Origin of the sequence: Cupriavidus sp. DB3, assembly GCF_020418465.1 — a bacterium.
GTDB lineage: Bacteria > Pseudomonadota > Gammaproteobacteria > Burkholderiales > Burkholderiaceae > Cupriavidus > Cupriavidus cauae.
Genome location: NZ_JAIZPL010000002.1, coordinates 240,642 through 264,895, shown reverse-complemented (window position 1 = coordinate 264,895; position 24,254 = coordinate 240,642). Strand labels below are relative to the sequence as shown.

The window sequence follows — 24,254 nt, the reverse complement described above, 5'->3', positions numbered from 1 at the left end:
TGGGCCGCGCAGGCGCGCGGGCCCTCGGGCGGCACCAGGGCCGCCCGTATCTGCTTAACGCTTCAGCTTGGCAAATGCCGCCGCCATCGCGCCGGCGGGTTCGGCTTCGCGCCGGCCGCCGCCCTGGAAGCCGCGGCTCGGGCGGTTGCCGCCGCGCTCCGGGCGCTCGCCGCCGGCGGCGCGATTGCCGCCTTGGCCCGGCTCGTCGTCGAGGCGCATCGACAGGCCGATGCGGTTGCGCTTGACGTCGACCTCCATCACCTTGACCTTGACGATCTGGCCGGCCTTGACGACCTCGTGCGCGTCCTTGACGAACTTGTTCGACAGCGCCGAGATATGGACCAGCCCGTCCTGGTGCACGCCGATATCGACGAAGGCGCCGAAGGCGGCGACGTTGGTCACCACGCCCTCGAGCACCATGCCGGGCTGCAGGTCCTTGATGTCCTCGACGCCGTCCTGGAAGGTGGCGGTCTTGAACTCCGGGCGCGGGTCGCGGCCCGGCTTTTCCAGCTCGCTGAGGATGTCGCGCACGGTCGGCAGGCCGAAGGTGTCGTCGGTGAACTGCGTCGGCGACAGCCCGCGCAGCGCGTCGCGGTTGCCCATCACGTCGCGCAGGTCCTTCTTGATATGGTCGAGGATGCGCTTGACCACCGGGTAGGCCTCCGGGTGGACCGACGAGCGGTCCAGCGGATTGTCGCCGTCGTTGATGCGCAGGAAGCCGGCCGCCTGCTCGAAGGTCTTGTCGCCCAGCCGCGGCACCTTCTTCAACGCGTCGCGGTTGGGGAAGGCGCCATTGGCATCGCGGAACTCGACGATATTGCGCGCCAGCACGCTGTTCAGGCCCGATACGCGCGCCAGCAGCGGCACCGAGGCGGTATTGACGTCGACGCCGACCGCGTTCACGCAGTCCTCGACCACCGCGTCGAGCGTGCGCGCCAGTTCGCGCTGGTTGACGTCGTGCTGGTACTGGCCGACGCCGATCGACTTCGGATCGATCTTGACCAGTTCGGCCAGCGGGTCCTGCAGCCGGCGCGCGATCGACACCGCGCCGCGCAGCGACACGTCGAGATCGGGGAATTCCTTGGCCGCCAGCTCCGAGGCGGAATAGACCGAGGCGCCGGCCTCGCTGACGACGATCTTGGTCAGCTTCAGTTCGGGCGCCTGGCGCATCAGGTCCTGCACCAGCTTGTCGGTCTCGCGGCTGGCCGTGCCGTTGCCGATCGACACCAGCGAGACGCCGTGCTGCTTGGCCAGGCGCGCCAGCGTGGCCAGCGAACCGTTCCAGTCGCGGCGCGGCTCGTGCGGATAGATCGTCGCGGTTTCCAGCAGCTTGCCGGTCGCATCGACCACCGCGATCTTGCAGCCCGTCCGGATGCCCGGGTCGATGCCCATCACCGCCTTCGGGCCGGCCGGCGCGGCCAGCAGCAGCTCATGCAGATTGCGGCCGAAGATCTTGATCGCCTCGCTCTCCGCGCTCTCGCGCAGCTGCGTCAGCAGCTCGGTTTCGAGGTGCGGCTGCACCTTGACGCGCCAGCACCAGCGGCAGACATCGCCCAGCCATTTGTCGGCGGGCCGGTTCAGGTTCTGGATGCCGACATGGCGCGCGATCATCGCCTCGCACGGGTGGGGCACCAGCGCGTCCTGTTCCTCGCCCAGGCCCAGCTTGATCATCAGCACGCCGGCATTGCGGCCGCGGAACAGCGCCAGCGCGCGGTGCGACGGGATCGTGCGGATGGTCTCGCTGTAGTTGTAGTAGTCGCGGAACTTCTCTTCCTCGGCGGTTTCCTTGCCTTCGACCACCGACGAGGTCACCACGCCGTTGGACCACAGATGCTCGCGCAGCTTGCCCAGCAGCTCGGCGGTCTCGCCGAACTGCTCCGACAGGATGTCGCGCGCGCCGTCCAGCGCGGCCTTGACGTCGGGCACGCCGCCGTCGGCGGTGGGCTTGCCGTTGACGTATTTGGCCGCCTCGGCCTGCGGGTCCAGCGTCGGGTCGGCCAGCAGCGCCTGCGCCAGCGGCTCCAGGCCGCATTCGCGCGCGATCTGGGCGCGGGTGCGGCGCTTGGGCTTGTAGGGCAGGTACAGGTCTTCCAGCGCCTGCTTGGTGACCGCGGCTTCGACCGCGGTGCGCAGCTCGGGGGTCAGCTTGCCCTGTTCCTCGATCGAGGCCAGGATCGCGGCACGGCGTTCCTCCATGTCGCGCAGGTACAGCAGCCGTTCCTCGAGCGCGCGCAGCTGCGTGTCGTCGAGGTTGCCGGTGACCTCCTTGCGGTAGCGCGCGATGAACGGCACGGTGGCGCCTTCGTCGAGCAGTTCGACGGCCGCCGCCACCTGGCGGGGTTGGACGGACAGCTCGGCCGCGATGAGCGACACGATCTTTTGCGTGACGGAAGCTGGCAGGTTGGACATCGGAAAAACACTCAGTCGAAAGCGGGGCATTTTGCCACAAGCGAACGGCGCGTCATCCGGCATGCGGTACGCACGGGGATCGATTCTGAATCGCCCTGCCGGGCAGGCCGCGCGCGGGCGCGGCGGCATGCCCCGATGGTAGAATCCGCCCATGAACCTCAAGCCACAACGGGCCGCTCTGCCGGCATGTTTTCCGGCCGCCGATCGCGCGGCAACGATGCCTGACGGCAGGCTGCCCAAGGTCTCGATGTCGGCGCGGACGCTGGCGCCGATATTGGCGCGGACCCTGGCCCTGGCGTGCCTGGCCGTGCCGCTGCCCGCCGCGCTGGCGCAGGGCCCGGCTTCGGCCCCGGCCGCCGGCTCCACGCCGGCCTCCACCTCTGCCTCCGCCTCGGGCGAACTGCAAGCGCCGCGCGACTTCGACGCCGAGCGCAAGGCCGTGGCCGACTCGCGCGCCTGGACCAACTACCGCTTCGCGACCGCCGAGCGCGCCTGCTACGACAAGTTCTTCGTCACCAACTGCATCGAGCGCGCCAAGGAAACCCAGCGCACCGAGCTGGCCGTGCTGCGCGAACGCGAGCTGGAGATCGGCGAGGCCGAGCGTGCCTTCAAGGCCGCCAAACGCGATCGTGAACAGGCGCTGCGCCAGGCCGAGTACGAGGCCAGCCAGCCGCAGCGCGCTGCCGACGAACAGGCCAATCGCGCCGAGTTCGAACGCAAGCAGCAGGAGCAGAAGCTGCGCGACGCGCAGCGCCAGGCCGAGGCGCCGCAGCGCGCCGCCAATGCCGCCGAGTACCAGCAGAAGCAGGCCGACTACGACGCGCGGATGCGCGAGGCCCGCGAGCGCGGTGCCGAGCAGGCCCGCCAGCGCGCCGAGAACGTCAAGGCGTACGAGGCCAAGCAGCAGCAGGCGATCCAGCGCCAGCGCGAGGTCGAGGAGCGCCGCGCCAAGGCGAGGGAAAAGCAGAGCAGCGGCGAGTCGCCGCGGCCGTTCGGCTTCTGATGATGGACGTCGCCGGTGGGGGAGGCCAATGGACGATGGACCGCGATCTGAACACCCTCGAACGCCAGATCATCGAATTGCAGATCGAGCACCGCGATCTGGACTATCTGATCGACCGGCTGTCCGGCGAGGCCGGCCACGATGAACTGCAATTGCGCCGGCTCAAGAAGCGCCGGTTGAAGCTGAAGGACGCCATCACGCTGCTGCAGCTGCAGCTCGAGCCCGACGTACCCGCCTGATCCCCCGGTCCGCGATCCCGCGGGCCGCCATGCCAGCGCCGCCGGCCACCGCCTGCGGCGCACCGAATTCCTGCCAGCCTTGTCCGATTCCGATCTCTCCCATCCCGGCGACGATGCCGCCGGTCCCGCCATCCAGCCGGACGCCGCCGACGCGCGCGCCGCGGCGCTGGCGCGCATCTTCGCGCCGACCGGCACGCTGGCGCAGGCCATCGACGGCTATCGGCCGCGCGATGCGCAGGCGAAGATGGCCGCCGCGGTGGCCGATGCGATCGAGGCGCACGACACGGTGATCGTCGAGGCCGGCACGGGCACCGGCAAGACCTTCGCCTACCTGGTGCCGGCGATGCTGTGGGGCGGCAAGGTGATCCTGTCGACGGGGACCAAGAACCTGCAGGACCAGCTGTTCCTGCGCGACATCCCGACCGTGCGCCGCGCGCTCAATGTGCCGGTCTCGGTCGCGCTGCTCAAGGGCCGCGCCAACTACGTCTGCCATTACCACATGGAGCGGGCGCAGTTGAACGGGCGGCTGGCGTCCAGGCAGGACGCGGCGTGGCTGCGCGAGATCGCCAACTTCGCCAAGACCACCTCGTCCGGCGACAAGGCCGAACTGGCCAGCGTGCCGGAGAACGCGCCGGTATGGCAGCTGGTGACCTCGACCCGCGACAACTGTCTCGGCACCGAATGCCCGCACCACAAGGAGTGCTTCGTGATGCGGGCACGCAAGGAGGCGCAGCAGGCCGACCTGGTGGTGGTCAACCATCATCTGTTCTTCGCCGACGTGGTGCTGCGCGATACCGGCATGGCCGAGCTGCTGCCGGCGGCGAATACGGTGATCTTCGACGAGGCGCACCAGCTGCCGGAGACCGCGACGCTGTTCTTCGGCGACAGCCTGTCGACCAGCCAGCTGCTGGAACTGGCGCGCGATACGGTCGCCGAGGGCCTGTCGCATGCGCGCGATGCGGCCGACTGGGTCGGCATCGTGGCGCCGCTCGAGCGCGCCACGCGCGATCTGCGGCTGGCCTTCGGCAAGGACAATGTACGGCTGGCGCTTGGGCAGATCGAGGCCGACGCCCGCATCGGCGAGCCGTTCTTCGACACGCTCGACGCGCTGGAGAAGGCGTTGAGCGATGTGGTGGCGCTGCTGCAGGGCCAGGCCGAGCGCGCCGAATCGCTGGAGCAGTGCCATCGCCGCGCGCTGGAGCTGGCGCAGCGGCTGGCAGCCTGGCGCGACGACAGCCCGGCGCCGCAGCCGGCGGTTGAGGCGGGCGGGACGGGCGCCGAAGCGGTGCAGCCGGCGTTGGCGGCGTTGTCCGAGTCGGCGTTGTCGGGGTCCGCGTCTTCGGGGGGCGCATTGTCGGAGCCCAATGCAGCGCGTGGGGAATCGATTGCAGGGGCGTTGCCCGATGCGGCTGCCGATGCCGCTTCAGGGTCTGCGTCCGCGTCCGCTTCGGCATCCGACGCGGCGGCCGCCTCCACGCCGGCCTGGAACCCGCCCGAAACGGTGCGCTGGGTCGAAGTGTTCTCGCATACCGTGCAGCTGCATCGCACGCCGCTGTCGATCGCGCCGATCTTCTCGCGTCAGCGTGCCGGCCATCCTCGCGCGTGGATCTTTACCTCGGCGACGCTGTCGGTCAAAGGCAATTTCGCCCACTATGCCGCGCAGCTGGGGCTCGACAAGGATCGTTCGCTGTCGCTGCCCAGCCCCTTCGACTACGGCGAGCAGGGCCTGCTGTATGTGCCGCGCGACCTGCCGGCGCCGCAGTCGCCGCAGTTCACCGATGCCGTGGTGGCCGCCGCCTTGCCGCTGATCGAGGCGGCCGGCGGGCGCACCTTCCTGCTTTGCACCACGCTGCGCGCGGTGCAGCGCGCCTCCGATCTGCTGTACGAGGCGTTCGCCGAGCGCGGGCTGCAGCTGCCGATCCTGGTGCAGGGCCAGGCCAGCCGCACCGAGCTGCTCGACCGCTTCCGCGAGCTCGGCAATGCGGTGCTGGTCGGCAGCCAGAGCTTCTGGGAGGGCGTCGATGTGCGCGGCGAAGCGTTGTCGCTGGTGGTGATCGACAAGCTGCCGTTCGCGCCGCCCGACGATCCGGTGCTGGCCGCGCGCATGGAGGCGCTGCAGAAGAAGGGGCTGAGCCCGTTCGCCGTGCACCAGCTGCCGCACGCGGTGATCACGCTGAAGCAGGGCGCCGGCCGGCTGATCCGCTCCGAGACCGATCGCGGCGTGCTGGTGATCTGCGACACGCGGCTGGTCGAGAAACCCTACGGACGCCAGATCTGGCAGAGCCTGCCGCCATTCAAGCGCACGCGCGAGCGGGACACGGTGGTGGCGTTTCTGGAAGGGTTGAAGAAGGCGTAGCAGAAGGCGTAGCGGCGCGGCGGCGAGCGCGGTCCGGTGCCGCGCTCAAACACGAGCGGTAGCCGCCTTCAAGAAAAGCGGCCCGGTGCCGCCTCGGAACACGACCGGGTGCCGCCTCCAAGCGAGGCATGGCTACCGCCTTCAAACGGGGTCCGGTACCGCCTCCGAAAACAAAAAGCCCGGTTCGGTGAATCGAACCGGGCTTTTCTCATGCCTGTCGCAGTGGCGTCAGATCGTTCAGAACAGCTTCCACCACGGCTTGTCCTTCTCGCGGCGCTCGCCGTACTTCATGAAGTCGCTGTTGGGGAAGTTCATCTCCATCACGCGCAGCGTGTCGTCGCGCAGGTCCTTCATGCCCAGGGCCTCGTACGAACGGATCATGATGTACAGCGCCTCCTCGTTGGCCGGCGCGCCATCGTATTCCTTCAGCGCCTGCTGCGCGCGGTTGACCGCCGCCAGGTAGGCGCCGCGGCGATAGTAGTAGCGCGCCGCGTGGACTTCGTGCTGGGCCAGCGAATTGACGATGTACTGCATCCGCGCTGCGGCGTCCGGCGTGTAACGGCTTTCGGGGAAGCGCGTGACCAGCGTATGGAAGGCGTCGTAGGCCGCGCGCGCCGCCTTCGGATCGCGCTCGCTCAGGTCCTGGCCCGAGAAGCGGCCGAGCCAGCCGAGGTTGTCGTTGAAGTTGATCAGCCCCTTCAGGTAGTACGCGTAATCGACGCTGGGGTGATTCGGGTGCAGCTGGATGAAGCGGTCGACCGAGGCCAGCGCGGCGGCGGTTTCGCCGTCCTTGTAGTTGGCATAGGCCGTATCGATCTGCGCCTGCTGCGCGAACCGGCCGAACGGATAGCGGCCCTCGAGTTTTTCGTACAGCTTGACCGCGCGCGGATAGTCGCCGCTGTCGAGGGCGTCCTTGGCTTCCGAATATAATTTGTTGGCTGACCAACCCGCCGTTTCGTCGGGTTGTTCCGAGAGCAGGCCGCATGCCGACAGCATGACGCAGCCGCCCGCGAGCAGAATCGCTCCAAATCTTGCGCGCCAACTGGCGCGTCTCATGCTCATCGATTGCATGGGCAACCTATTCCGGATGAAAAAAAGCGTCAAGCATTATAGCCCAAGCCCCTCGGTCGCCAGCCCGCAAGCGGCCCTCGACGGGGAGGCCGCACGCGATGCGGCGGTCGAAACCGAGCTGGAAGATTTCGACGAGCTGCCCGCGGCCGCACTTGTCGAGGCGGAAAGCGGCGCCGACATGGTCCCCGTGGTGCTGGAAGTCGACAGCGCCGCACACGGAGAACGGCTCGATAAATTATTGGCCCGCCAGCTCAGCGAATTCTCGCGCAGCCGCATCCAGCAGTGGATCGACAGCGGCGCGGTGACCGTCGACGGCGCGGTGCGCCGGCCGCGGGACAGCGTGCAGATGGGGCAGCGCATCGAGGTCAGGCCGCAGGCCGCGCCTGAAACGCTGGCCTTCACGCCCGAGCCGGTGCCGCTGCAGATCGTCTACGAAGACGCGGCGCTGCTGGTCATCGACAAGCCGGCCGGCCTGGTGGTGCATCCCGCCGCCGGCAACTGGAGCGGCACCGTGCTCAACGGGCTGCTGCATCGCGATCCGGCCGCTGCCTCGCTGCCGCGCGCGGGCATCGTCCATCGGCTCGACAAGGAAACCTCGGGCCTGATGGTGGTGGCCCGCACGCTGACCGCGCAGACCGATCTGGTGCGGCAGCTGCAGGCCCGCACGGTCAAGCGGACCTATCTCGCGCTGGTATGGGGCGAGGCGCCCGACGAGGGCACCATCGATGCGCCGATCGGACGCGATCCGCGCGAGCGCACCCGCATGGCGATCGTGCACACATCGAGCGGCAAGCCCTCGCGCACGCATTTCCGCACGCTCGGCGTGGCGCCGCTCGGACGCGGTTGTGTGTCGATGGTGATGTGCCAGCTCGAGACCGGACGCACCCATCAGATCCGCGTGCATTTCGAATCGATCGGTCATCCGCTGCTGGGCGACCCGGTCTATCACCGCGCCACCCAGCGCGGCCAGCGCCCGGCCATCAAGGCGCCGCTGCCGGTGCCGTTCGAACGGCAGGCGCTGCATGCCTATCGGCTCGGGCTGGTGCATCCGGTCAGCGGCAAGCCGATGTCGTGGCGTGCGCCGGCGCCGGACGATTTGCAGGCGCTGATCGACGCGCTCGACTTCACCACGCTGGAAGAGCGCGATCGCTACGACGACGAGGACGACGACGATTGGGACGGCGTGTTGTTCGAGGGCGATGAGGATGGCGATGACGAAGATGACGACGATGGCGAGGGGCGCGCATGACGGGCGCTGACGACGGCCGCCTGGCGCAGTTGGTCCCTGACTGGCCCGCGCCCGCGCGGGTGCGCGCGTTGTCCACCACGCGCATCGGCGGCGTCAGCCGCGGCCCATACGGACTGGCGGATGGCAGTGCGGGTGGACTCAATCTCGGCACCCATGTCGGCGACGATGCCGACGCGGTGGCGGAGAATCGCCGGCGCCTCCAGACGTGGCTGCCGTCCGCGCCGCGCTGGCTGGAACAGGTGCACGGATGCGCGGTGGTGACGGCCGATGGTGTCGAAGGCCTCGATGGCGGCCAGGGCAGCGATGGGGTCAATGGCGTCGATCGGGTCGCTGAGGACTATGGCTCAGAGGCCGGCAATCGCCCGGCACCGGACGTGCCGCCGCGCGCCGATGCCAGCATCAGCACGACGCCGGGGCAGGTCTGCGCGGTGATGACGGCGGACTGCCTGCCGGTCCTGCTGTGCGATCGCGCGGGCACGGTCGTCGGTGCCGCGCATGCGGGCTGGCGCGGCCTGTGTGCCGGCGTGATCGAGGCCACGCTGGCCCGCATGGACCGGCAACGCCCGGACACCGGATCGCCGCCGCAGTGGCTCGCATGGCTCGGTCCCGCGATCGGGCCCGATGCCTTCGAGGTCGGCGCCGAAGTCCGTTCCGCGTTTCTCGAGCGGGCCTTGACGCACGAGCGCGATGCCGTGGAGCAGGCGTTCCGGCCCGGCGCGCCCGGCAAATATCTGGCCGACCTGTACGCGCTCGCCCGCATCCGGCTCGCGCGCGCCGGCTGTGTCGACGTCTACGGCGGCGATGCGTGCACGGTCAGCGATGCGCAGCGCTTCTACTCGTATCGGCGCGATGGCGTGACGGGACGCATGGCGAGCCTGGTCTGGCTCGAGCCGGCATCGAAGGAAAAATAAGAAGCGGCCGGGCAAGGGGCAGCGCAGGAAGCGGCCGGGCAAGGGTGGAGGGCAGCCGCACCGAATGCAGCTGCTCTATTGTCCGGACGACATGACATTTGATGTCACGACGCGCCGCCGTCCCGCGGTGTCGCTGGCGCAGGCTTGGCGGCCCGCTGTGCCGCTGGTGTTGCGACGTCTTCGGTTGCCCGCTTTGCAGCCGGTCCCGCTGGCGGTTCCGCAGCCGGCGCTGCTCCCCGTTCCGCAGCCTGTTCCGCGGCCCGCCGCCGCTTCCGCCGTCCGGGCGTGCCGAGGATATAGAGCAGCAGCGCGACCGGCCCCACGCCATACAACAGGAACGTGGCGATCGCGGCCACCACCGTGTGTTCGGTGATGGCCATCATCAGCGCGACGTAGAGCCAGCCGATCGCGACGATATACATCGGAATTTCATCCTCTTCGTGGACACTGCCGGGCGCGTCATCGCCGGCCGCGGAGCGCCTTTGCGTCAAGACGTTTCCCGCATTGACAGCGTCATCGTTGCAAGGCAACAATGCCCCGGACGGCGAGTAACTGTGCGGCCCGCAGCGCCCCGCACCACGGTATGCCGTGGAAAGCGCGCTGGCCGTCATTCGGCAAGCATACCGCACGCGCTCCGTGGCCGGAGGAGCGCGACGCGTGCCGGTTCTCCCGGAGCGAATCGCAGCACGGCGCTCCGGGCCGGCTCACCCATCAGACGGCAGAGAGACACGACATCATGGCGACCGGCAAAGGCGCGGCAGCTTCCGGACAGGAAGAAAAGACCACACCGTTTTCATCGACGCCGGGGCCATTCGATCCAGCGACATGGCTGGAGTGGTCCAGGCAGGCCCAAGCCAATGGCCGCGCGGCCGGCGGCATGCCGGGCGCGGAAGCGTTTGCCGCGCTGGGTGGGTTCCCCGGCGGCGCATTTCCCGGCGGCGCATTCCCCGGTGCCGGATTTCCCGGCGCTGCATTTCCCGGTATCAAGATTGCCCCGGCCCAACTGGCCGAGATCCAGCAGCGCTTCATGCAGGGCTTCACCGACCTGTGGCGCGCGATGGCGGCCGGTGACCAGCAGCAGGTGCAACTGACCGACCGGCGCTTTGCCGGCGATGCCTGGCGCAGCAACGCGCCGTATCGCTATGCCGCCGCCTTCTATCTGCTGACCGCGCGCGCGATGAGCGAGATGGCCGACGCCGTCGAGGCCGATGCCAAGACGCGGCAGCGCATCCGCTTCGCCGTGACGCAGTGGGTCGACGCGATGTCGCCGGCCAATTTCCTCGCGACCAATCCCGAGGCGCAGCGGCGGCTGATCGAATCGAACGGCGAATCGCTGCGCGCGGGCCTGCGCAACATGCTGGAGGACCTGACGCGCGGCAAGATCTCGCAGACCGACGAATCCGCCTTCGAGGTCGGCCGCAATGTCGCGGTCACCGAGGGCGCGGTGGTCTACGAGAACGAGTACTTCCAGCTGCTGCAGTACAAGCCGCTGACCGCCAAGGTGCATGCGCGCCCGCTGCTGATGGTGCCGCCCTGCATCAACAAGTACTACATCCTCGACCTGCAGCCCGAGAGCTCGCTGGTGCGCCATATCGTCGAGCAGGGCCATACCGTGTTCCTGGTGTCGTGGCGCAATCCCGATGCGAGCATGGCGGCGCGTACCTGGGACGACTACATCGAACACGGCGCGATCCGCGCGATCGAGGTGTCGCGCGCGATCAGCGGGCAGGACCGCATCAACGTGCTGGGCTTCTGCGTCGGCGGCACCATCGTGTCGACCGCGCTGGCGGTGATGGCCGGCCGCGGCGAGCGTCCCGCGCAGAGCCTGACGCTGCTGACCACGCTGCTCGATTTCTCCGACACCGGTGTGCTCGACGTCTTCGTCGACGAAGCCCACGTGCAACTGCGCGAAGCGACGCTCGGCGGCGCGGCCGGCGCGCCCTGTGCCTTGCTGCGCGGCATCGAGCTGGCGAACACGTTCTCGTTCCTGCGGCCGAACGATCTGGTCTGGAACTACGTGGTCGACAACTATCTGAAGGGCAATACGCCGGTGCCGTTCGACCTGCTGTTCTGGAACGGCGACGCGACCAACCTGCCGGGTCCCTGGTATTGCTGGTATCTGCGCCATACCTACCTGCAGGATGAGTTGAAGGTGCCGGGCAAGCTGACCGTCTGCGGCGTGCCGGTCGACCTGGGCAAGATCGACGTGCCGACCTATCTGTACGGTTCGCGCGAGGACCATATCGTGCCGTGGACCGCGGCGTATGCATCGACGCGGTTGTTGTCCAACGACCTGCGCTTCGTGCTGGGTGCCTCGGGCCATATCGCCGGGGTCATCAATCCGCCGGCGAAGAAGAAGCGCAGCCATTGGCTCAACGACGACCTGCCCGACAGTCCGAACGACTGGTTGGCCGGCGCGACCGAGGCGCCGGGCAGCTGGTGGCCGGACTGGTTCGCCTGGCTCGGCAAGCACGCCGGCGCGAAAAAGGCGGCACCGACCCAGTACGGAAGCCGCGACTATCCGGCCATCGGGCCGGCGCCGGGCCGCTACGTCAAGGCCAAGGCCTAGGCAACCGGGGCAACGCGAGAGGGGGAGAGCACCGGACCGGCAAGCCGCCCAGGGCGACCGCCTTCATCGGCCGCTTCCCGTCCGCGCCCCGGCATCGACATCGACATCGACATCGAAACCGACAGACAGCGACATCGACATCGACTTCCTGAATCCGCAGTATCCGTATTCCATTGAGAGGACTGAACATGACTGACGTTGTGATCGTATCGGCCGCACGCACCGCGGTAGGCAAATTCGGCGGCTCGCTGGCCAAGGTGCCGGCACCCGAACTGGGCGCCATCGTCATCAAGGCCGCGCTCGAGCGCGCCGGCGTCAAGCCGGAGCAGGTCAGCGAAGTAATCATGGGGCAGGTGCTGACCGCCGGCTCGGGACAGAACCCGGCGCGCCAGGCGGCGATCAAGGCCGGGCTGCCGCATATGGTCCCCGCGATGACGATCAACAAGGTGTGCGGCTCGGGCCTGAAGGCCGTGATGCTCGCCGCCAACGCGATCGCCTCGGGCGATGCCGAGATCGTCGTGGCCGGCGGCCAGGAGAACATGAGCGCGGCGCCGCACGTGCTGCCGGGCTCGCGCGACGGCTTCCGCATGGGCGACGCCAAGCTGATCGACACGATGATCGTCGACGGCCTGTGGGACGTCTACAACCAGTACCACATGGGCATCACCGCGGAGAACGTGGCCAAGGAATACGGCATCTCGCGCGAGGCCCAGGACGAGTTCGCGGTCAGCTCGCAGAACAAGGCCGAGGCCGCGCAGAAGGCCGGGCGCTTCGACGAGGAAATCGTCCCCGTGATGATCCCGCAGCGCAAGGGCGAGCCGCTGGCCTTCGCTACCGACGAGTTCGTGCGCCACGGCGCCACGCTGGAGAGCATCGCGGGCCTGAAGCCGGCCTTCGACAAGGCCGGCACCGTGACCGCGGCCAACGCCTCGGGCATCAACGACGGCGCCGCCGCGGTGGTGGTGATGTCGGCCGCCAAGGCGCGCGAGCTGGGCCTGACTCCGCTCGCCACGATCCGCGCGTTCGCCAACGCCGGTGTCGATCCGAAGGTAATGGGCATGGGCCCGGTGCCGGCCTCGCAGCGCTGCCTGTCGCGCGCAGGCTGGAGCGTGCAGGACCTGGACCTGATGGAGATCAACGAAGCCTTCGCCGCGCAGGCGCTGGCGGTGCACAAGCAGATGGGCTGGGACACCGACAAGGTCAATGTCAATGGCGGCGCGATCGCGATCGGCCATCCGATCGGCGCCTCGGGCTGCCGCATTCTGGTGACGCTGCTGCACGAGATGAAGCGGCGCGATGCGAAGAAGGGCCTGGCGTCGCTGTGCATCGGCGGCGGCATGGGGGTGGCGCTCGCCGTGGAACGGTGAGGAGGGGTGTGCCGGCGGGCAGGGTGTGGATGCGGGCGGCATGGCGCCGTCCGTGCGGCGCGCCGGCGTCGATAACAAGAATCTGATCAGGAGTGGATATGACTCAGCGCATTGCATACGTAACGGGCGGCATGGGCGGCATCGGCACCGCGATCTGCCAACGCCTGGCCAAGGAAGGCTATCGCGTGGTCGCGGGCTGCGGCCCCAATTCGCCGCGCCGTGAACGCTGGCTGGAACAGCAGAAGGCGCTCGGCTTCGACTTCATTGCCTCCGAAGGCAATGTGGCCGACTGGGATTCGACCAAGGCCGCGTTCGACAAGGTCAAGGCGGAGGTCGGCGAGGTCGATGTGCTGATCAACAATGCGGGCATCACGCGCGACGTGGTGTTCCGCAAGATGACGCGCGCGGACTGGGACGCGGTGATCGACACCAACCTGACCTCGCTGTTCAACGTCACCAAGCAGGTGATCGATGGCATGGCGGATCGCGGCTGGGGCCGGATCGTCAATATCTCGTCGGTCAACGGGCAGAAGGGGCAGTTCGGCCAGACCAACTACTCGACCGCGAAGGCCGGCCTGCATGGCTTCACGATGGCGCTGGCGCAGGAAGTGGCGACCAAGGGCGTGACGGTCAACACGGTGTCGCCGGGCTATATCGCTACCGATATGGTCAAGGCGATCCGCCAGGACGTGCTCGACAAGATCGTGGGTACGATCCCGGTCAAGCGCCTGGGCCAGCCGGAGGAGATCGCCTCGATCTGCGCCTGGCTGGCCTCCGAGGAATCGGGCTTTGCCACCGGTGCCGACTTCTCGCTGAACGGCGGCCTGCACATGGGCTGATCCGTCGGGCTGACCGTGCCGGGCCGGCGATCTGCCGGCCCGGCACGGTCGGGCACGGCGCGATACTGGCCCGACGCGACGCCAACATCGCGGCGGCCGGTGTTGCGCTGCGTTGGACGCGCCGCAGCACCGTGCCGGCGCGTGCGCGCGTCCGGCGCTCGCACCTCTCTTTTTTCCCCGGCTTTTTCCCCTGTTTACCCGGCGATTTCGCGCGTTTGCTTGCGGGTTTTCCTTAGCGCCCGCGCCTTTTCACAGTGCCTTGTTAAGCATAGAATCAGGAAATCAACGCCGTCGGCACCAATTTGGGACATCCGGAAATTCGACATGGATCGCGCCCTTGGCCGGCGGGTCGGCCCCGCGCCGCAAGCGTTGCCGGATTGCGCACTGCACGGCATGCGGTGCAACAGCAAACGATCGACCGTGCCGCACGAGCATGGGCTGCGGCGTCAGCGCACCGGCAGCGGATTACAAAAGGATAGAGCACCGATGGCCACCACCAAGAAAGGCGCAGAGCGACTGATCAAGAAATATCCCAATCGCCGGCTCTACGACACGCAGACCAGCACCTATATCACCCTGGCCGATGTCAAGCAGCTCGTGATGGACAACGAGGAGTTCAAGGTCGTCGACGCCAAGTCGGGGGACGAACTGACGCGCAGCATCCTGCTGCAGATCATCCTCGAGGAAGAAACCGGTGGCGTGCCGATGTTCTCCAGCGCGATGCTGTCGCAGATCATCCGCTTCTATGGCCACGCGATGCAGGGCATGATGGGCACCTACCTGGAGAAGAACATCCAGGCCTTCATCGACATCCAGAACAAGCTGGCCGAAAACTCCAAGGGCCTGTATTCGGGCGAGGCCTTCAGCCCCGACATGTGGTCGCAATTCATGAACATGCAGGCGCCGATGATGCAGGGCATGATGAGCAACTACATCGAGCAGAGCAAGAACCTGTTCGTGCAGATGCAGGAGCAGATGCAGAACCAGGCCAAGAACATGTTCGGCAATTTCCCGTTCAACCAGCCGGACAACAACAAGAAGACCGGCCAGGGCTGAACGGCGACGGCGTCCACTGCAGTAGCTTTGCAGTAACGGCGGGCCGCGGCGCCCGCCTGCCGACGCGGTGGTCTCGGGGTAGAATCGCGGTCGTTCCGCCGCCACGGCCGTCTTCGGGATGGCAGGTCGCGGCCCAAGACAGCGCGCGCCACCCAAAGGCGCGCCCCCCACACCGCGAAATCCATGTCGTCTCAGTCGTCCTCTCCGTCCTCGTCTTCCGCCGGCGCCGTCACTGGCGCGGCCGCCACCACGCCGAAGGTGGGCTTCGTATCACTCGGCTGCCCCAAGGCCCTCGTCGATTCCGAACAGATCATCACCCAGCTGCGTGCCGAGGGTTATGCCATCAGCGGCACCTATGACGGCGCCGACCTGGTGGTCGTCAATACCTGCGGCTTCATCGACGAGGCGGTGCAGGAGAGCCTGGACGCGATCGGCGAAGCGCTGACCGAGAACGGCAAGGTGATCGTCACCGGCTGCCTCGGCGCCAAGAAGGATGCCGGCGGCAACGATATCGTCACCAGCGTGCATCCGAAGGTCCTCGCCGTCACCGGCCCGCATGCGCTGGGCGAGGTCATGCAGGCCGTGCACACGCACCTGCCCAAGCCGCACGATCCCTTCATCGATCTGGTGCCGCCGGCCGGCATCAAGCTGACGCCCAAGCACTACGCCTATCTGAAGATTTCAGAGGGCTGCAATCACCGCTGCTCGTTCTGCATCATCCCGTCGATGCGCGGCGAGCTGGTGTCGCGTCCGGTCGCCGAGGTGATGCTCGAGGCCGAGAATCTGTTCAGGTCCGGCGTCAAGGAACTGCTGGTGATCTCGCAGGACACGAGCGCCTACGGCGTCGACGTCAAGTACCGCACCGGCTTCTGGAACGGCCGCCCGCTGAAGACGCGCATGACCGAACTGGTCGGCGCGCTCGGCGAACTGGCGCGCGAATATGGCGCCTGGGTGCGCCTGCATTACGTCTATCCGTATCCTCACGTCGACGAGATCATCCCGCTGATGAACGACGGCCATGTGCTGCCGTATCTGGACGTGCCGCTGCAGCACGCGCATCCCGACGTGCTCAAGCGGATGAAGCGCCCGGCCAATGCCGAGAAGACCATGGAGCGGATCCGCGCCTGGCGCGAGATCTGTCCGGACCTGACCATCCGCAGCACCTTCATCGCCGGCTTCCCGGGCGAGACCGAGGCCGAATTCCAGACGCTGCTCGACTTCATCGCCGAGGCCGAGCTGGACCGCGTCGGCTGCTTCGCCTACTCGCCGGTCGAGGGCGCCACCGCCAACGATCTGCCCGGCGCGCTGCCCGATGAGGTCCGCGAGGAGCGCCGCGCGCGCTTCATGGAAGTCGCCGAGGCCGTGTCGGCCCGCCGCCTGGAGCGCAAGGTCGGCCAGACGCTGCGCGTGCTGGTCGACGAGGTCAACCAGGATGGCGGCATCGGCCGCTCGGCGGCCGATGCGCCGGAGATCGACGGCCTGGTCTATATCGATCCGCCGGCCAAACCCTATCAACGCTACAAGACCGGCGAGTTCGTTTCGGTGCGAATCACCGGCGCCGACGGCCACGACCTGTGGGGCGAGGCGGTGGCGTAACGCCACCGGCATGCCAGCCGGGGCCTAATCGCCGCACCGACATTAGGTAAAAGTACGATCGTTCGGAAAATGGACCGCAGGGCTATACTTTGCGGTGCAACATTACCCAATGGAGACAGACATGACCCGTGAAGTGGTGGTGGTCAGCGGCGTACGGACCCCGATCGGAACCTTTGGCGGCAGCCTGAAAGACCTGTCGCCGACCGAGCTTGGCGCGATGGTGGTGCGCGAGGCCCTTGCCCGCGCCAGCGTGCAGGGCGACGAAGTCGGCCACGTGGTGTTCGGCAACGTGATCCAAACCGAGCCGCGCGACATGTATCTGGCGCGCGTGGCGGCGGTGGAGGGCGGAGTGTCGATCGACGCGCCGGCCCTGACGGTCAACCGGCTGTGCGGCTCCGGCCTGCAGGCCATCGTCAGCGCGGCGCAGACCGTGATGCTGGGCGACGCCGATGTCGCCATCGGCGGCGGCGCCGAGAGCATGAGCCGCGCGCCGTACCTGGCCCCCGCGGCACGCTGGGGCGCGCGCATGGGCGACGCGAAGCTGCTCGACATGATGCTCGGCGCGCTGCACGACCCCTTCCATTCGATCCACATGGGCGTCACGGCCGAGAACGTCGCGCGCGAGTACGACATCAGCCGCGCGCAGCAGGACGAGGCCGCGCTGGAATCGCATCGCCGCGCCTCGGCCGCGATCCGCGAAGGGCGCTTCAAGGAGCAGATCCTTCCCGTCACGCTGAAGTCGCGCAAGGGCGACGTCGTGTTCGACACCGACGAGCATGTGCGCCACGACGCCAAGGCCGAGGACATGTCGAAGCTCAAGCCGGTCTTCGTCAAGGAGAACGGCACCGTGACGGCCGGCAACGCGTCGGGCCTGAACGACGGCGCCGCCGCGGTCGTGCTGATGGAGCGCAGCGTCGCCGAGCGGCGCGGCCTGAAGCCGCTGGCGCGGCTGGTGTCGTATGGCCACGCCGGCGTCGACCCCAAGACCATGGGCATCGGCCCGGTGCCTGCCACGCGCAAGGCGCTCGAGCGCGCCGGCCTGTCGGTCGCCGATCTGGACGTGATCGAGGCCAACGAGGCGTTCGCCGCGCAGGCCTGCGCGGTCAACAAGGCGCTCGGGCTCGATCCGCTGAAGGTCAATCCGAACGGCTCCGGCATCTCGCTGGGCCACCCGATCGGCGCCACCGGTGCACTGATCACGGTCAAGGCGCTGTACGAGCTGCAGCGGGTGCAGGGCCGCTATGCGCTGGTGACGATGTGCATCGGCGGCGGCCAGGGCATCGCGGCGATCTTCGAGCGGATCTGACCATGAGCCGGCGGCGCGTGGCAGGCCTGGTTGCAGCGATCGGTGCGGCCGGGGCCGCGGCCGCCGCCGTGCTGGCGTGGTCCGCGCCGGCCGCCGCGGCCGGCGACACGGTGCTGTCGACCGCGTCGCCGCCGCGTGCCGGCAATGGCGTCGGCAATAGCGTCGGTAATGGCGTCGGTAATGGCGCCCGCACAGGCATCGGCACCGCCGACAGCAATGGCAAGTCGCCGGCGCAACGCCAGCGCGACGCCGCCCGCGGCATGCCGGCGGTGCCGGCCCTGCCGCCGCCCCAGCCTTATCCTTCCGGCCAGCAAATGCCCGTCTATGTCGGCCCCGACGGCGTGGTCGCGGTGCCCTCGATCGACATGACGCCAAACAGCGGCGTGGTCTACGGACCGCCGCCGCCGCGCTCGGGGATCGTCGAAGACCGCAAGCGTTAAGCGGCTCAAGGGCTCAAGGGGCTCAAGGGGCTCAAGGGGCTCAAGGGCTCAGGGGCTCAAGGGCTCAAGGGGGCAAGCGGCTTGAGCAGATCAAGCGGTCACGCCGCACAAGCGGGTCAAGCACGTCAAGCCGATCAAGCAGGTTAAGCGCGGCGGGCCGCGCAGCGGCCATCGGCCCCCATGGCGGCGCCGCCGTCATTGCTGGTAAGCTCGGAGGCTCTATCCGCACTCGCCAGACAAGGAATCCGCCGTGTCCGACCGTCCCCTGACCGATACGAACGCCGCTTCCCCGAACGACAACGATCCCGCCGCAACGCCCGACTGCTACGTGCAGACGCTGGCGGTGCAGCCGCCCCTGCAGGTTCCCCCCGGTTTCGCCTCCTTCTCCCAGCCGACCCAGCGCGGCTCCACCGTGGTGTTCCGCAATCTCGCCGAGTTGCGCGCGCATGGCGACGGCGCCACCACCTACTGGCGCTACGGCATCCACGCGACGCCGACCAGCGAGGCGCTGTGCCAGCATCTGGCGATGCTCGAAGGCGCCAGCCACGCCTTGCTGCTGCCGTCGGGCCTGGGCGCGATCTCGCTGGTCTATTTCGCGCTGCTGAAGGCCGGCGACGACGTGCTGGTGCCGTACAACGTCTACGGTCCCAATAGGGAGCACGGCGAATGGCTGGCGCGCGATTTCGGCATCACCGTGCGGCCCTACGATCCGATGATCGGCGCCGGCATCGCCGAGCTGATCCAGCCCAATACGCGGCTGATCTGGATGGAGGCGCCGGGCTCGGTGACGATGGAGGTGCCCGACAGCGAGGCCATCGTCGCCGCCGCCAGGGCGCGCGGCGTGCTGACGGCGATCGACAACACGTGGTCGGCCGGCATCTATTTCCGGCCCTTCGACAAGGGCATCGATATTTCCGTGCAGGCGCTGACCAAGTACCAGTCGGGCGGCAGCGACGTGCTGATGGGCGCGGTGTTGTGCCGCGACGAGAAGCTCTACCAGCGCATCAAGGGCGTGCGCATGCTGATGGGCTGGGGCGTGTCGGCCGACGACTGCTACCTGGTGCTGCGCTCGCTGCCGAGCATGCCGGTGCGGCTCGCGGCGCACGACCGCGCCGCACGCGAGGTCGCCGAGTGGCTGGCCCAGCGGCCGGAGGTGGCCAGGGTCCTGCATCCGGCCTTGCCCGACTGCCCCGGCCACGCCTTCTGGCGCCGCGACTTCTCCGGCGCCAGCGGCCTGTTCGCGGTGGTGCTGCGCGCGCGCTATCCGCGCGCCCAGGTCGACGCCTTCGTCGAAGCGCTGCGGCTGTTCTCGATCGGCTGGTCGTGGGGCGGGGCGCACAGCCTGGCGGTGCCATACCACGTGCAGACGATGCGCCCGGCGGGCAGCTGGCCGCCCGCCGGCTGGCAGGATGCCGGCGAGCTGGTGCGGCTCTATATCGGGCTGGAGGATACGCGCGACCTGATCGCCGATCTGAAGGCGGCGATGGAGGCGAAGCTGGTCGGTTGAAAGGGGACGCGGAACTTCCGCGACCGAAGCCACGTCGACCGCGCGAAAGGGGAAGACCCAGCGCCTTGCCCAAGGGCGCTTGGCATCCCGCCTTCGCGGGACCACCAGGCAAACCCTCCGCCGGCCCGCGGTCGCAGCCTCAAAAGCTGAACGTCGCGCTGGCCCGCACCGTGCGCGGCGCGCCCTGGGTCAGGATGAAGCCGTAGCTCGGCAGCCAGTACTTCTCGTTGGTCAGGTTGTCGACCACCAGCCGGAACACCGCGGGCGTCTTGCCCAGCTTCGTCGAATAGCGGATGCCCGCATCGAAGGTGTGGTACGCCGGCACCCAGTTGCTGTTGTTGGCCTCGAGCGCCATCTTCGACACGTACTGTCCGCCGGCGCTCAGCACCAGGCCCGGCACCGGCGGCACCGCGTACTCGACATAGGCGGTGGCCTTGAAGGTCGGCGCGCTGTAGGCGCGCTTGCCCAGCACGTCGGGCGAGGCCTCGACATTCTCCGAATCGAGCAGCGTGACACCGCCCATCAGCGTCCAGTCGCGCGCCAGCTTGCCGCGCGCCGACAGCTCGATGCCGCGGTAGCGGGTCTCGCCGTCCTGCGTGTAGACGTTGTCGTTGCGCAGGTAATTCAGGCCGCGCTGGATCTGGAACAGCGCCGCGTTCAGCGTCCAGTCCTCCAGCTCGGCCTTGGCGCCGATCTCGTACTGGCGGCTCTTCAGCGGGCCGAACACCTCGCCCGCGTTGCGCGCGGTCAGCGGCGCGGAGCCGCCGGCCTCCAGCGATTCGACATAGCTGCCGTACAGCGTCAGCGGCTGCACCGGCTTGTACATCAGCGCGAGGGTCGGCGTGACCGGCGACTTCTTGTAGGTGCTCGAGATCGCGCCCTCCGGCGTGTAGCCGGTCTGGTCGTAGCGGGTGTAGCGCAGGCCGGCCAGCACCGACCATTGCTCGTTGAACTTGATGGTGTCGCTGAAGAAGACCGACTTCTGGTCGATCCTGGAGGCGCGGTACAGCACATCCGACGACGGCACGCGCGACAGCGGCAGCCCGGTCGGCACGAACTGGCCCGGATCGTACAGATTGCCGAAGCCGATGATGCCGCCGCCGCTGAAGCTGCCCCAGTTCTGCACCAGGCTCTGCCACGACAGGCCCGCGGCGATGTCGTGCTCGATGCCGCCGGTGCGGACCTTGCCGGTCGCCATCGTCTGGGCGTGCTGGTAGTGGTAGCGCGAATACGAGCTGTACTGGTTCTCGGCGTAGTTGCCGGCGTTGTCCAGCAGCAGGATCGCGCTGTCGGCATTGCCGCGGTTCTGCTGCGTGAAGCGGTACGAGGTGCGCAGGTTCCAGTCGTCGGCGAAGCCCCAGTTGAGCTCGGTCCCGATGCTCTTGATCTCGGTCTCGTAATAGGTGCCCTTGCTGGCCACGCGCTGGCTGCCGTCGAGCGTGCGGGGCGTGTTGACAAACTCGGTCACCGGCGCGCCGAAGTCCTGGCCCGGAATGATGCCGTAGTAGGCGCCCTTGACGTTGCGCTGCTGGTAGAGCCCGTCGAGGGACCAGCGCAGGTTGGGGCTCAGCCTGGCATCGAGCGCCACCGAGGCGGAATCGCGCTTGATATGGCCGCCGTCGACGAAGGTATCGCCTTCCTCGTGCACGAAGCCGACGCGCGCGCCGAACATGTCGTTGGCGCCGAAGCGGCCGCCGACGTCGATCGCCTCGCGCAGCACGCCGTCGGAAACGTAGCCGAGCGACGCGCTGCCGGCGAACTTCGAGGTGGGACGCTTGGTGACGAAGTTGGCGATGCCGCCGGGCGCGCCGAAGCCGTACATGAAGCCGCCCAGGCCCTTGAGCAGCTCGACGCGTTCGAAGTGTTCGAGCGGCACGTCGCTGCCCCAGTTCGGGATGGCGAGGCCGTCGATCTTGTAGCCCTCGAGCAGGTCGAGATGCAGGCCGCGGATGGTCAAACCCGCCGACTCGCCGATATAACCGTCGCCGATCGGCGCCACCGACGGATCGCCGCGGAACACGTCGCCCAGCGTGATGGCCTGGCGGTTCTCGATCAGTTCCTGCGGCACCACCGAGACCGAGAACGGCGTGTCCTGCAGCGGCTTGTCACCGAGGGCGCCGGTGCTGGCATCGCGGGCGCGATAGGCGGGCTCGCTGCCCGCGGTGACATGGACGGTCGGCAGCTCGGCTTGCGCGGTAGCGGTCGCCGTGGGGCTTGCGGTGGTGCTGGCAGTGGCGCCGGCAGTGGCGCCGGCAGTGGTGCTGGCAGTGGTGCTGGCAGTGGTGCCCGCGGCGGTCTGCGCGAGCACCGGCGCGGCGGCGCCGCCGACGGCGACGATCAGGGCCAGCTGGCGCGCCAGCGGTGTCAGCGCGGGGCGGCTGCGGCGGGGGGTGGACATGGCTCGTTTCCTCTTCGTTTGTTGTGCGAACGCGCACGGCTCCCCGGACGCCGCGGAGAACCGCGTGCGCCTGAGGGCAATGCAAATTGGGTTGGGGGGGGGTTCTAGTGGGGCGGGGCGCTGCGAATGGCGCCGGCCAGGGCGCCGATCAGATCGCCAATCGGGGCGCCGACCAGTCCCGCCGCGCCTCGGGTGGAGCGGTTGGCGAGATCGGCATCATCTGCACGATCGGCATGCTGGGCGCGATCTGGATGAACGACATGATCGGCACGATGGACATGATCGGCACGGCCGGCGCGGCAAGCGTCACGGTGCGTCGACCACCGGCGGGGCCGACGGGCCCGGATCGCCGCGGCTCGGGCGCGGCGCCCATACCGAATCGGCGGCGCCCGTACGGGCACGGCGCTGCGTGGCACGCGCCAGCGCGACGAAGCCGACCGCGAACACCAGCGCGCCGATGTCGAAGCCGGCCACGGCCCATTCGCCTTGCTGCACGCTGCGCAGCAGATGGTCGCCGGTCAGGATCGCGTTGGCCACCGGCACCACCAGGTAGGCCAGCGCCGCCACGTACAGCAGCTCGATCGCCGCGCGCACCGGCGGCCGCAGCAGCGCCCAGGCCAGCGCGGCGAAGAACACCGGGAAGTAGACGAAGGAAGACGGACGCTCCGGCCACAGCAGCGCGCCGGTGAAGGCCACCGCCACGCCGACGCAGCAGCCGATGCAGACGCCGACGGTGGCCTGCGCCAGCAGCCGGTGCACGCGCGGCTGCTCGGCCTGGCGCGCCTTGCGGCGCGATTCGATCCACAGCAGGTTGCCCGAGTAGAACAGGAAGGCCCCGGCCAGCCCGGCGATCAGATAGACCAGCCGCAGCGCCAGGTCGCCGTAGGTGCCGAAATGCAGCGCGAACAGGGCGCTGTACAGCCCATGGTTCGCGTCGCGTCCGCTGGCGGTCTGGTTGGCGATCACGCGGCCGCTGTCGGGCTGGCCGGCGGCGGCGTGGATGCCCACCGAGCCGAAGTTGCCGAGCGCGCGCTCGCTGTCGCCACGCACCTCGATCAGCGCATTGGCGTCGCCCACGCGCTGGTAGCGCACCGAATTTGGCTTGAAGCCCTCGCCGGCGGTGCGCTGCGCGATCTCGATCAGCTCGCGCGCCGGCATCAGGGGCGCCGGCTTGCCGGCCGCCTGCACCTCGGGCACCGACGACATCGCGGTGGGCAGCGCCGACATCAGCTTGCCATCGAAGGTCAGCACGTTGAAGGCCATCGCCAGCGTCATCGACACGCAGAACAGCGCGCCGGTGATCGCGATGACCAGATGGAAGGGCAGGCTGAACAGGCCGATCACGTTGTGCGCGTCCATCCAGAAGCGCTTCAGGTTGCGGCCCGGGCGCACGGCGAACAGGTCCTTCTTCAGCCGCGGCAGGTGCAGCAGCACGCCGGACACCAGCGCCAGCCCGTACAGCACCGACACCACGCCCATGAAATGCATGCCGGCCTGCATCGGCAGGCCCAGCGTGTAGTGCAGCGCGTTCAGGAAGTTCGACAGCTCGCCGCGCACCCCATCGAGCGAGGTGTCCTGCGGCGAGGTCCGGCCCGCGCCGAGCTTCTCCTCATTGGTGGTCTGCCACTCGCCCTTGCCGTCCATCCAGTAGGCGGTGGTGTGCGGCTCGCCCTCGGTCGGCAGGCCGATATAGACGCTGGCCGCCGCCTCGGGATGGGCCTTGACCAGCGCGGCGACGAAGCGGTCCAGATCCTCGGGCGACGGCTTGGCGGCGGCGTGGGTCTCGCCGCGGATGCGCGCCGGCGACTGCCACTCGTGCAGCTCGTGGTGGAACACCGTGATCGCGCCGGCGAAGAACGCGATAAACAAGGCCCAGCCGGCCATCAGGCCGACCCAGGTATGCAGCGTCTGGTAAACGCGCAGCGTTGCAGCCTTCAT

At 68.5% G+C, this 24,254-nt stretch carries 19 protein-coding genes; 13 read left to right on the top strand and 6 right to left on the bottom strand.

The features are described 5' to 3' along the window. Positions 1–54: 54 nt before the first annotated feature. Positions 55–2,409: a Tex family protein gene (locus K7G19_RS06825; RefSeq protein WP_150083076.1), complete on the bottom strand. Its 2,355-nt coding sequence runs from the start codon at positions 2,407–2,409 to the stop codon at positions 55–57. Between the two features lie 151 nt (positions 2,410–2,560). Between K7G19_RS06825 and K7G19_RS06820 the strand changes: the two genes are divergently transcribed. From K7G19_RS06820 to K7G19_RS06810, 3 genes are all read left to right on the top strand, one after another. After that, entirely contained in the window at positions 2,561–3,412 is an 852-nt protein-coding gene (locus K7G19_RS06820; RefSeq protein ID WP_149318887.1) for a hypothetical protein, read from the top strand. Between the two features lie 35 nt (positions 3,413–3,447). After that, the gene (locus tag K7G19_RS06815) at positions 3,448–3,651 is read left to right on the top strand and encodes a DUF465 domain-containing protein (protein WP_149318886.1); all 204 of its coding nucleotides are present in this window, start codon (positions 3,448–3,450) and stop codon (positions 3,649–3,651) included. Between the two features lie 70 nt (positions 3,652–3,721). Then, positions 3,722–6,007 carry an ATP-dependent DNA helicase gene (locus K7G19_RS06810; protein WP_370639520.1) on the top strand — a complete coding sequence of 762 codons (2,286 nt, stop codon included), beginning with the start codon at positions 3,722–3,724 and terminating at the stop codon, positions 6,005–6,007. A 237-nt stretch (positions 6,008–6,244) separates the two neighbouring features. Here the strand turns inward: K7G19_RS06810 and K7G19_RS06805 are convergent, their stop codons facing one another. Next, positions 6,245–7,078 (bottom strand): outer membrane protein assembly factor BamD, encoded by an 834-nt coding sequence (locus tag K7G19_RS06805; RefSeq protein WP_149318885.1) that lies wholly within the window; start codon positions 7,076–7,078, stop codon positions 6,245–6,247. A gap of 16 nt (positions 7,079–7,094) precedes the next feature. On the opposite strand from K7G19_RS06805, the gene K7G19_RS06800 reads away from it, so the two are divergent. Together K7G19_RS06800 and pgeF are read left to right on the top strand one after the other, a co-directional pair. Beyond that, positions 7,095–8,327, top strand: coding sequence for an RluA family pseudouridine synthase (locus K7G19_RS06800; RefSeq protein WP_149318954.1), 1,233 nt, complete (start codon positions 7,095–7,097; stop codon positions 8,325–8,327). Continuing rightward, complete coding sequence (gene pgeF, locus K7G19_RS06795; RefSeq protein WP_226106524.1) at positions 8,324–9,238, top strand: peptidoglycan editing factor PgeF; 915 nt, start codon at positions 8,324–8,326, stop codon at positions 9,236–9,238. The genes K7G19_RS06800 and pgeF overlap by 4 nt, the downstream gene beginning before the upstream one ends. Before the next feature lie 104 nt (positions 9,239–9,342). On the opposite strand, the gene K7G19_RS06790 is transcribed toward pgeF, so the two are convergent. Continuing rightward, on the bottom strand, positions 9,343–9,660 hold the full coding sequence (locus K7G19_RS06790) for a hypothetical protein (protein WP_226106521.1): 318 nt from the start codon (positions 9,658–9,660) through the stop codon (positions 9,343–9,345). A 314-nt stretch (positions 9,661–9,974) separates the two neighbouring features. Here K7G19_RS06790 and phaC point away from each other — a divergent pair, with 314 nt between their 5' ends. From phaC to K7G19_RS06750, 8 genes are all read left to right on the top strand, one after another. Further along, positions 9,975–11,807, top strand: coding sequence for a class I poly(R)-hydroxyalkanoic acid synthase (gene phaC, locus K7G19_RS06785; RefSeq protein WP_226106519.1), 1,833 nt, complete (start codon positions 9,975–9,977; stop codon positions 11,805–11,807). 188 nt (positions 11,808–11,995) lie between these two features. Continuing rightward, a complete protein-coding gene (locus tag K7G19_RS06780) occupies positions 11,996–13,174 on the top strand; it encodes an acetyl-CoA C-acetyltransferase (RefSeq protein ID WP_149318882.1) in 1,179 nt (392 codons plus the stop codon). A 98-nt stretch (positions 13,175–13,272) separates the two neighbouring features. Then, a complete protein-coding gene (locus K7G19_RS06775) occupies positions 13,273–14,013 on the top strand; it encodes a 3-ketoacyl-ACP reductase (RefSeq protein WP_149318881.1) in 741 nt (246 codons plus the stop codon). A 486-nt stretch (positions 14,014–14,499) separates the two neighbouring features. Then, the gene (gene phaR / locus K7G19_RS06770) at positions 14,500–15,069 is read left to right on the top strand and encodes a polyhydroxyalkanoate synthesis repressor PhaR (RefSeq protein ID WP_023264416.1); all 570 of its coding nucleotides are present in this window, start codon (positions 14,500–14,502) and stop codon (positions 15,067–15,069) included. A 183-nt stretch (positions 15,070–15,252) separates the two neighbouring features. Then, positions 15,253–16,665 (top strand): 30S ribosomal protein S12 methylthiotransferase RimO, encoded by a 1,413-nt coding sequence (gene rimO, locus K7G19_RS06765; protein ID WP_255650720.1) that lies wholly within the window; start codon positions 15,253–15,255, stop codon positions 16,663–16,665. A gap of 121 nt (positions 16,666–16,786) precedes the next feature. After that, complete coding sequence (bktB, locus tag K7G19_RS06760; protein WP_149318879.1) at positions 16,787–17,971, top strand: beta-ketothiolase BktB; 1,185 nt, start codon at positions 16,787–16,789, stop codon at positions 17,969–17,971. Positions 17,972–17,973: 2 nt separating this feature from the next. Beyond that, entirely contained in the window at positions 17,974–18,411 is a 438-nt protein-coding gene (locus K7G19_RS06755) for a hypothetical protein (RefSeq protein WP_226106517.1), read from the top strand. 265 nt (positions 18,412–18,676) lie between these two features. Beyond that, the gene (locus K7G19_RS06750) at positions 18,677–19,918 is read left to right on the top strand and encodes a cystathionine beta-lyase (RefSeq protein ID WP_150083124.1); all 1,242 of its coding nucleotides are present in this window, start codon (positions 18,677–18,679) and stop codon (positions 19,916–19,918) included. 139 nt (positions 19,919–20,057) lie between these two features. On the opposite strand, the gene K7G19_RS06745 is transcribed toward K7G19_RS06750, so the two are convergent. The 3 genes from K7G19_RS06745 to K7G19_RS06735 form a co-directional block, all read right to left on the bottom strand. After that, positions 20,058–22,316, bottom strand: coding sequence for a TonB-dependent siderophore receptor (locus K7G19_RS06745; protein ID WP_226106515.1), 2,259 nt, complete (start codon positions 22,314–22,316; stop codon positions 20,058–20,060). A gap of 148 nt (positions 22,317–22,464) precedes the next feature. Continuing rightward, the gene (locus K7G19_RS06740) at positions 22,465–22,626 is read right to left on the bottom strand and encodes a hypothetical protein (RefSeq protein ID WP_187829241.1); all 162 of its coding nucleotides are present in this window, start codon (positions 22,624–22,626) and stop codon (positions 22,465–22,467) included. After that, positions 22,623–24,254 carry a PepSY domain-containing protein gene (locus K7G19_RS06735; protein ID WP_226106513.1) on the bottom strand — a complete coding sequence of 544 codons (1,632 nt, stop codon included), beginning with the start codon at positions 24,252–24,254 and terminating at the stop codon, positions 22,623–22,625. The genes K7G19_RS06740 and K7G19_RS06735 overlap by 4 nt, the downstream gene beginning before the upstream one ends.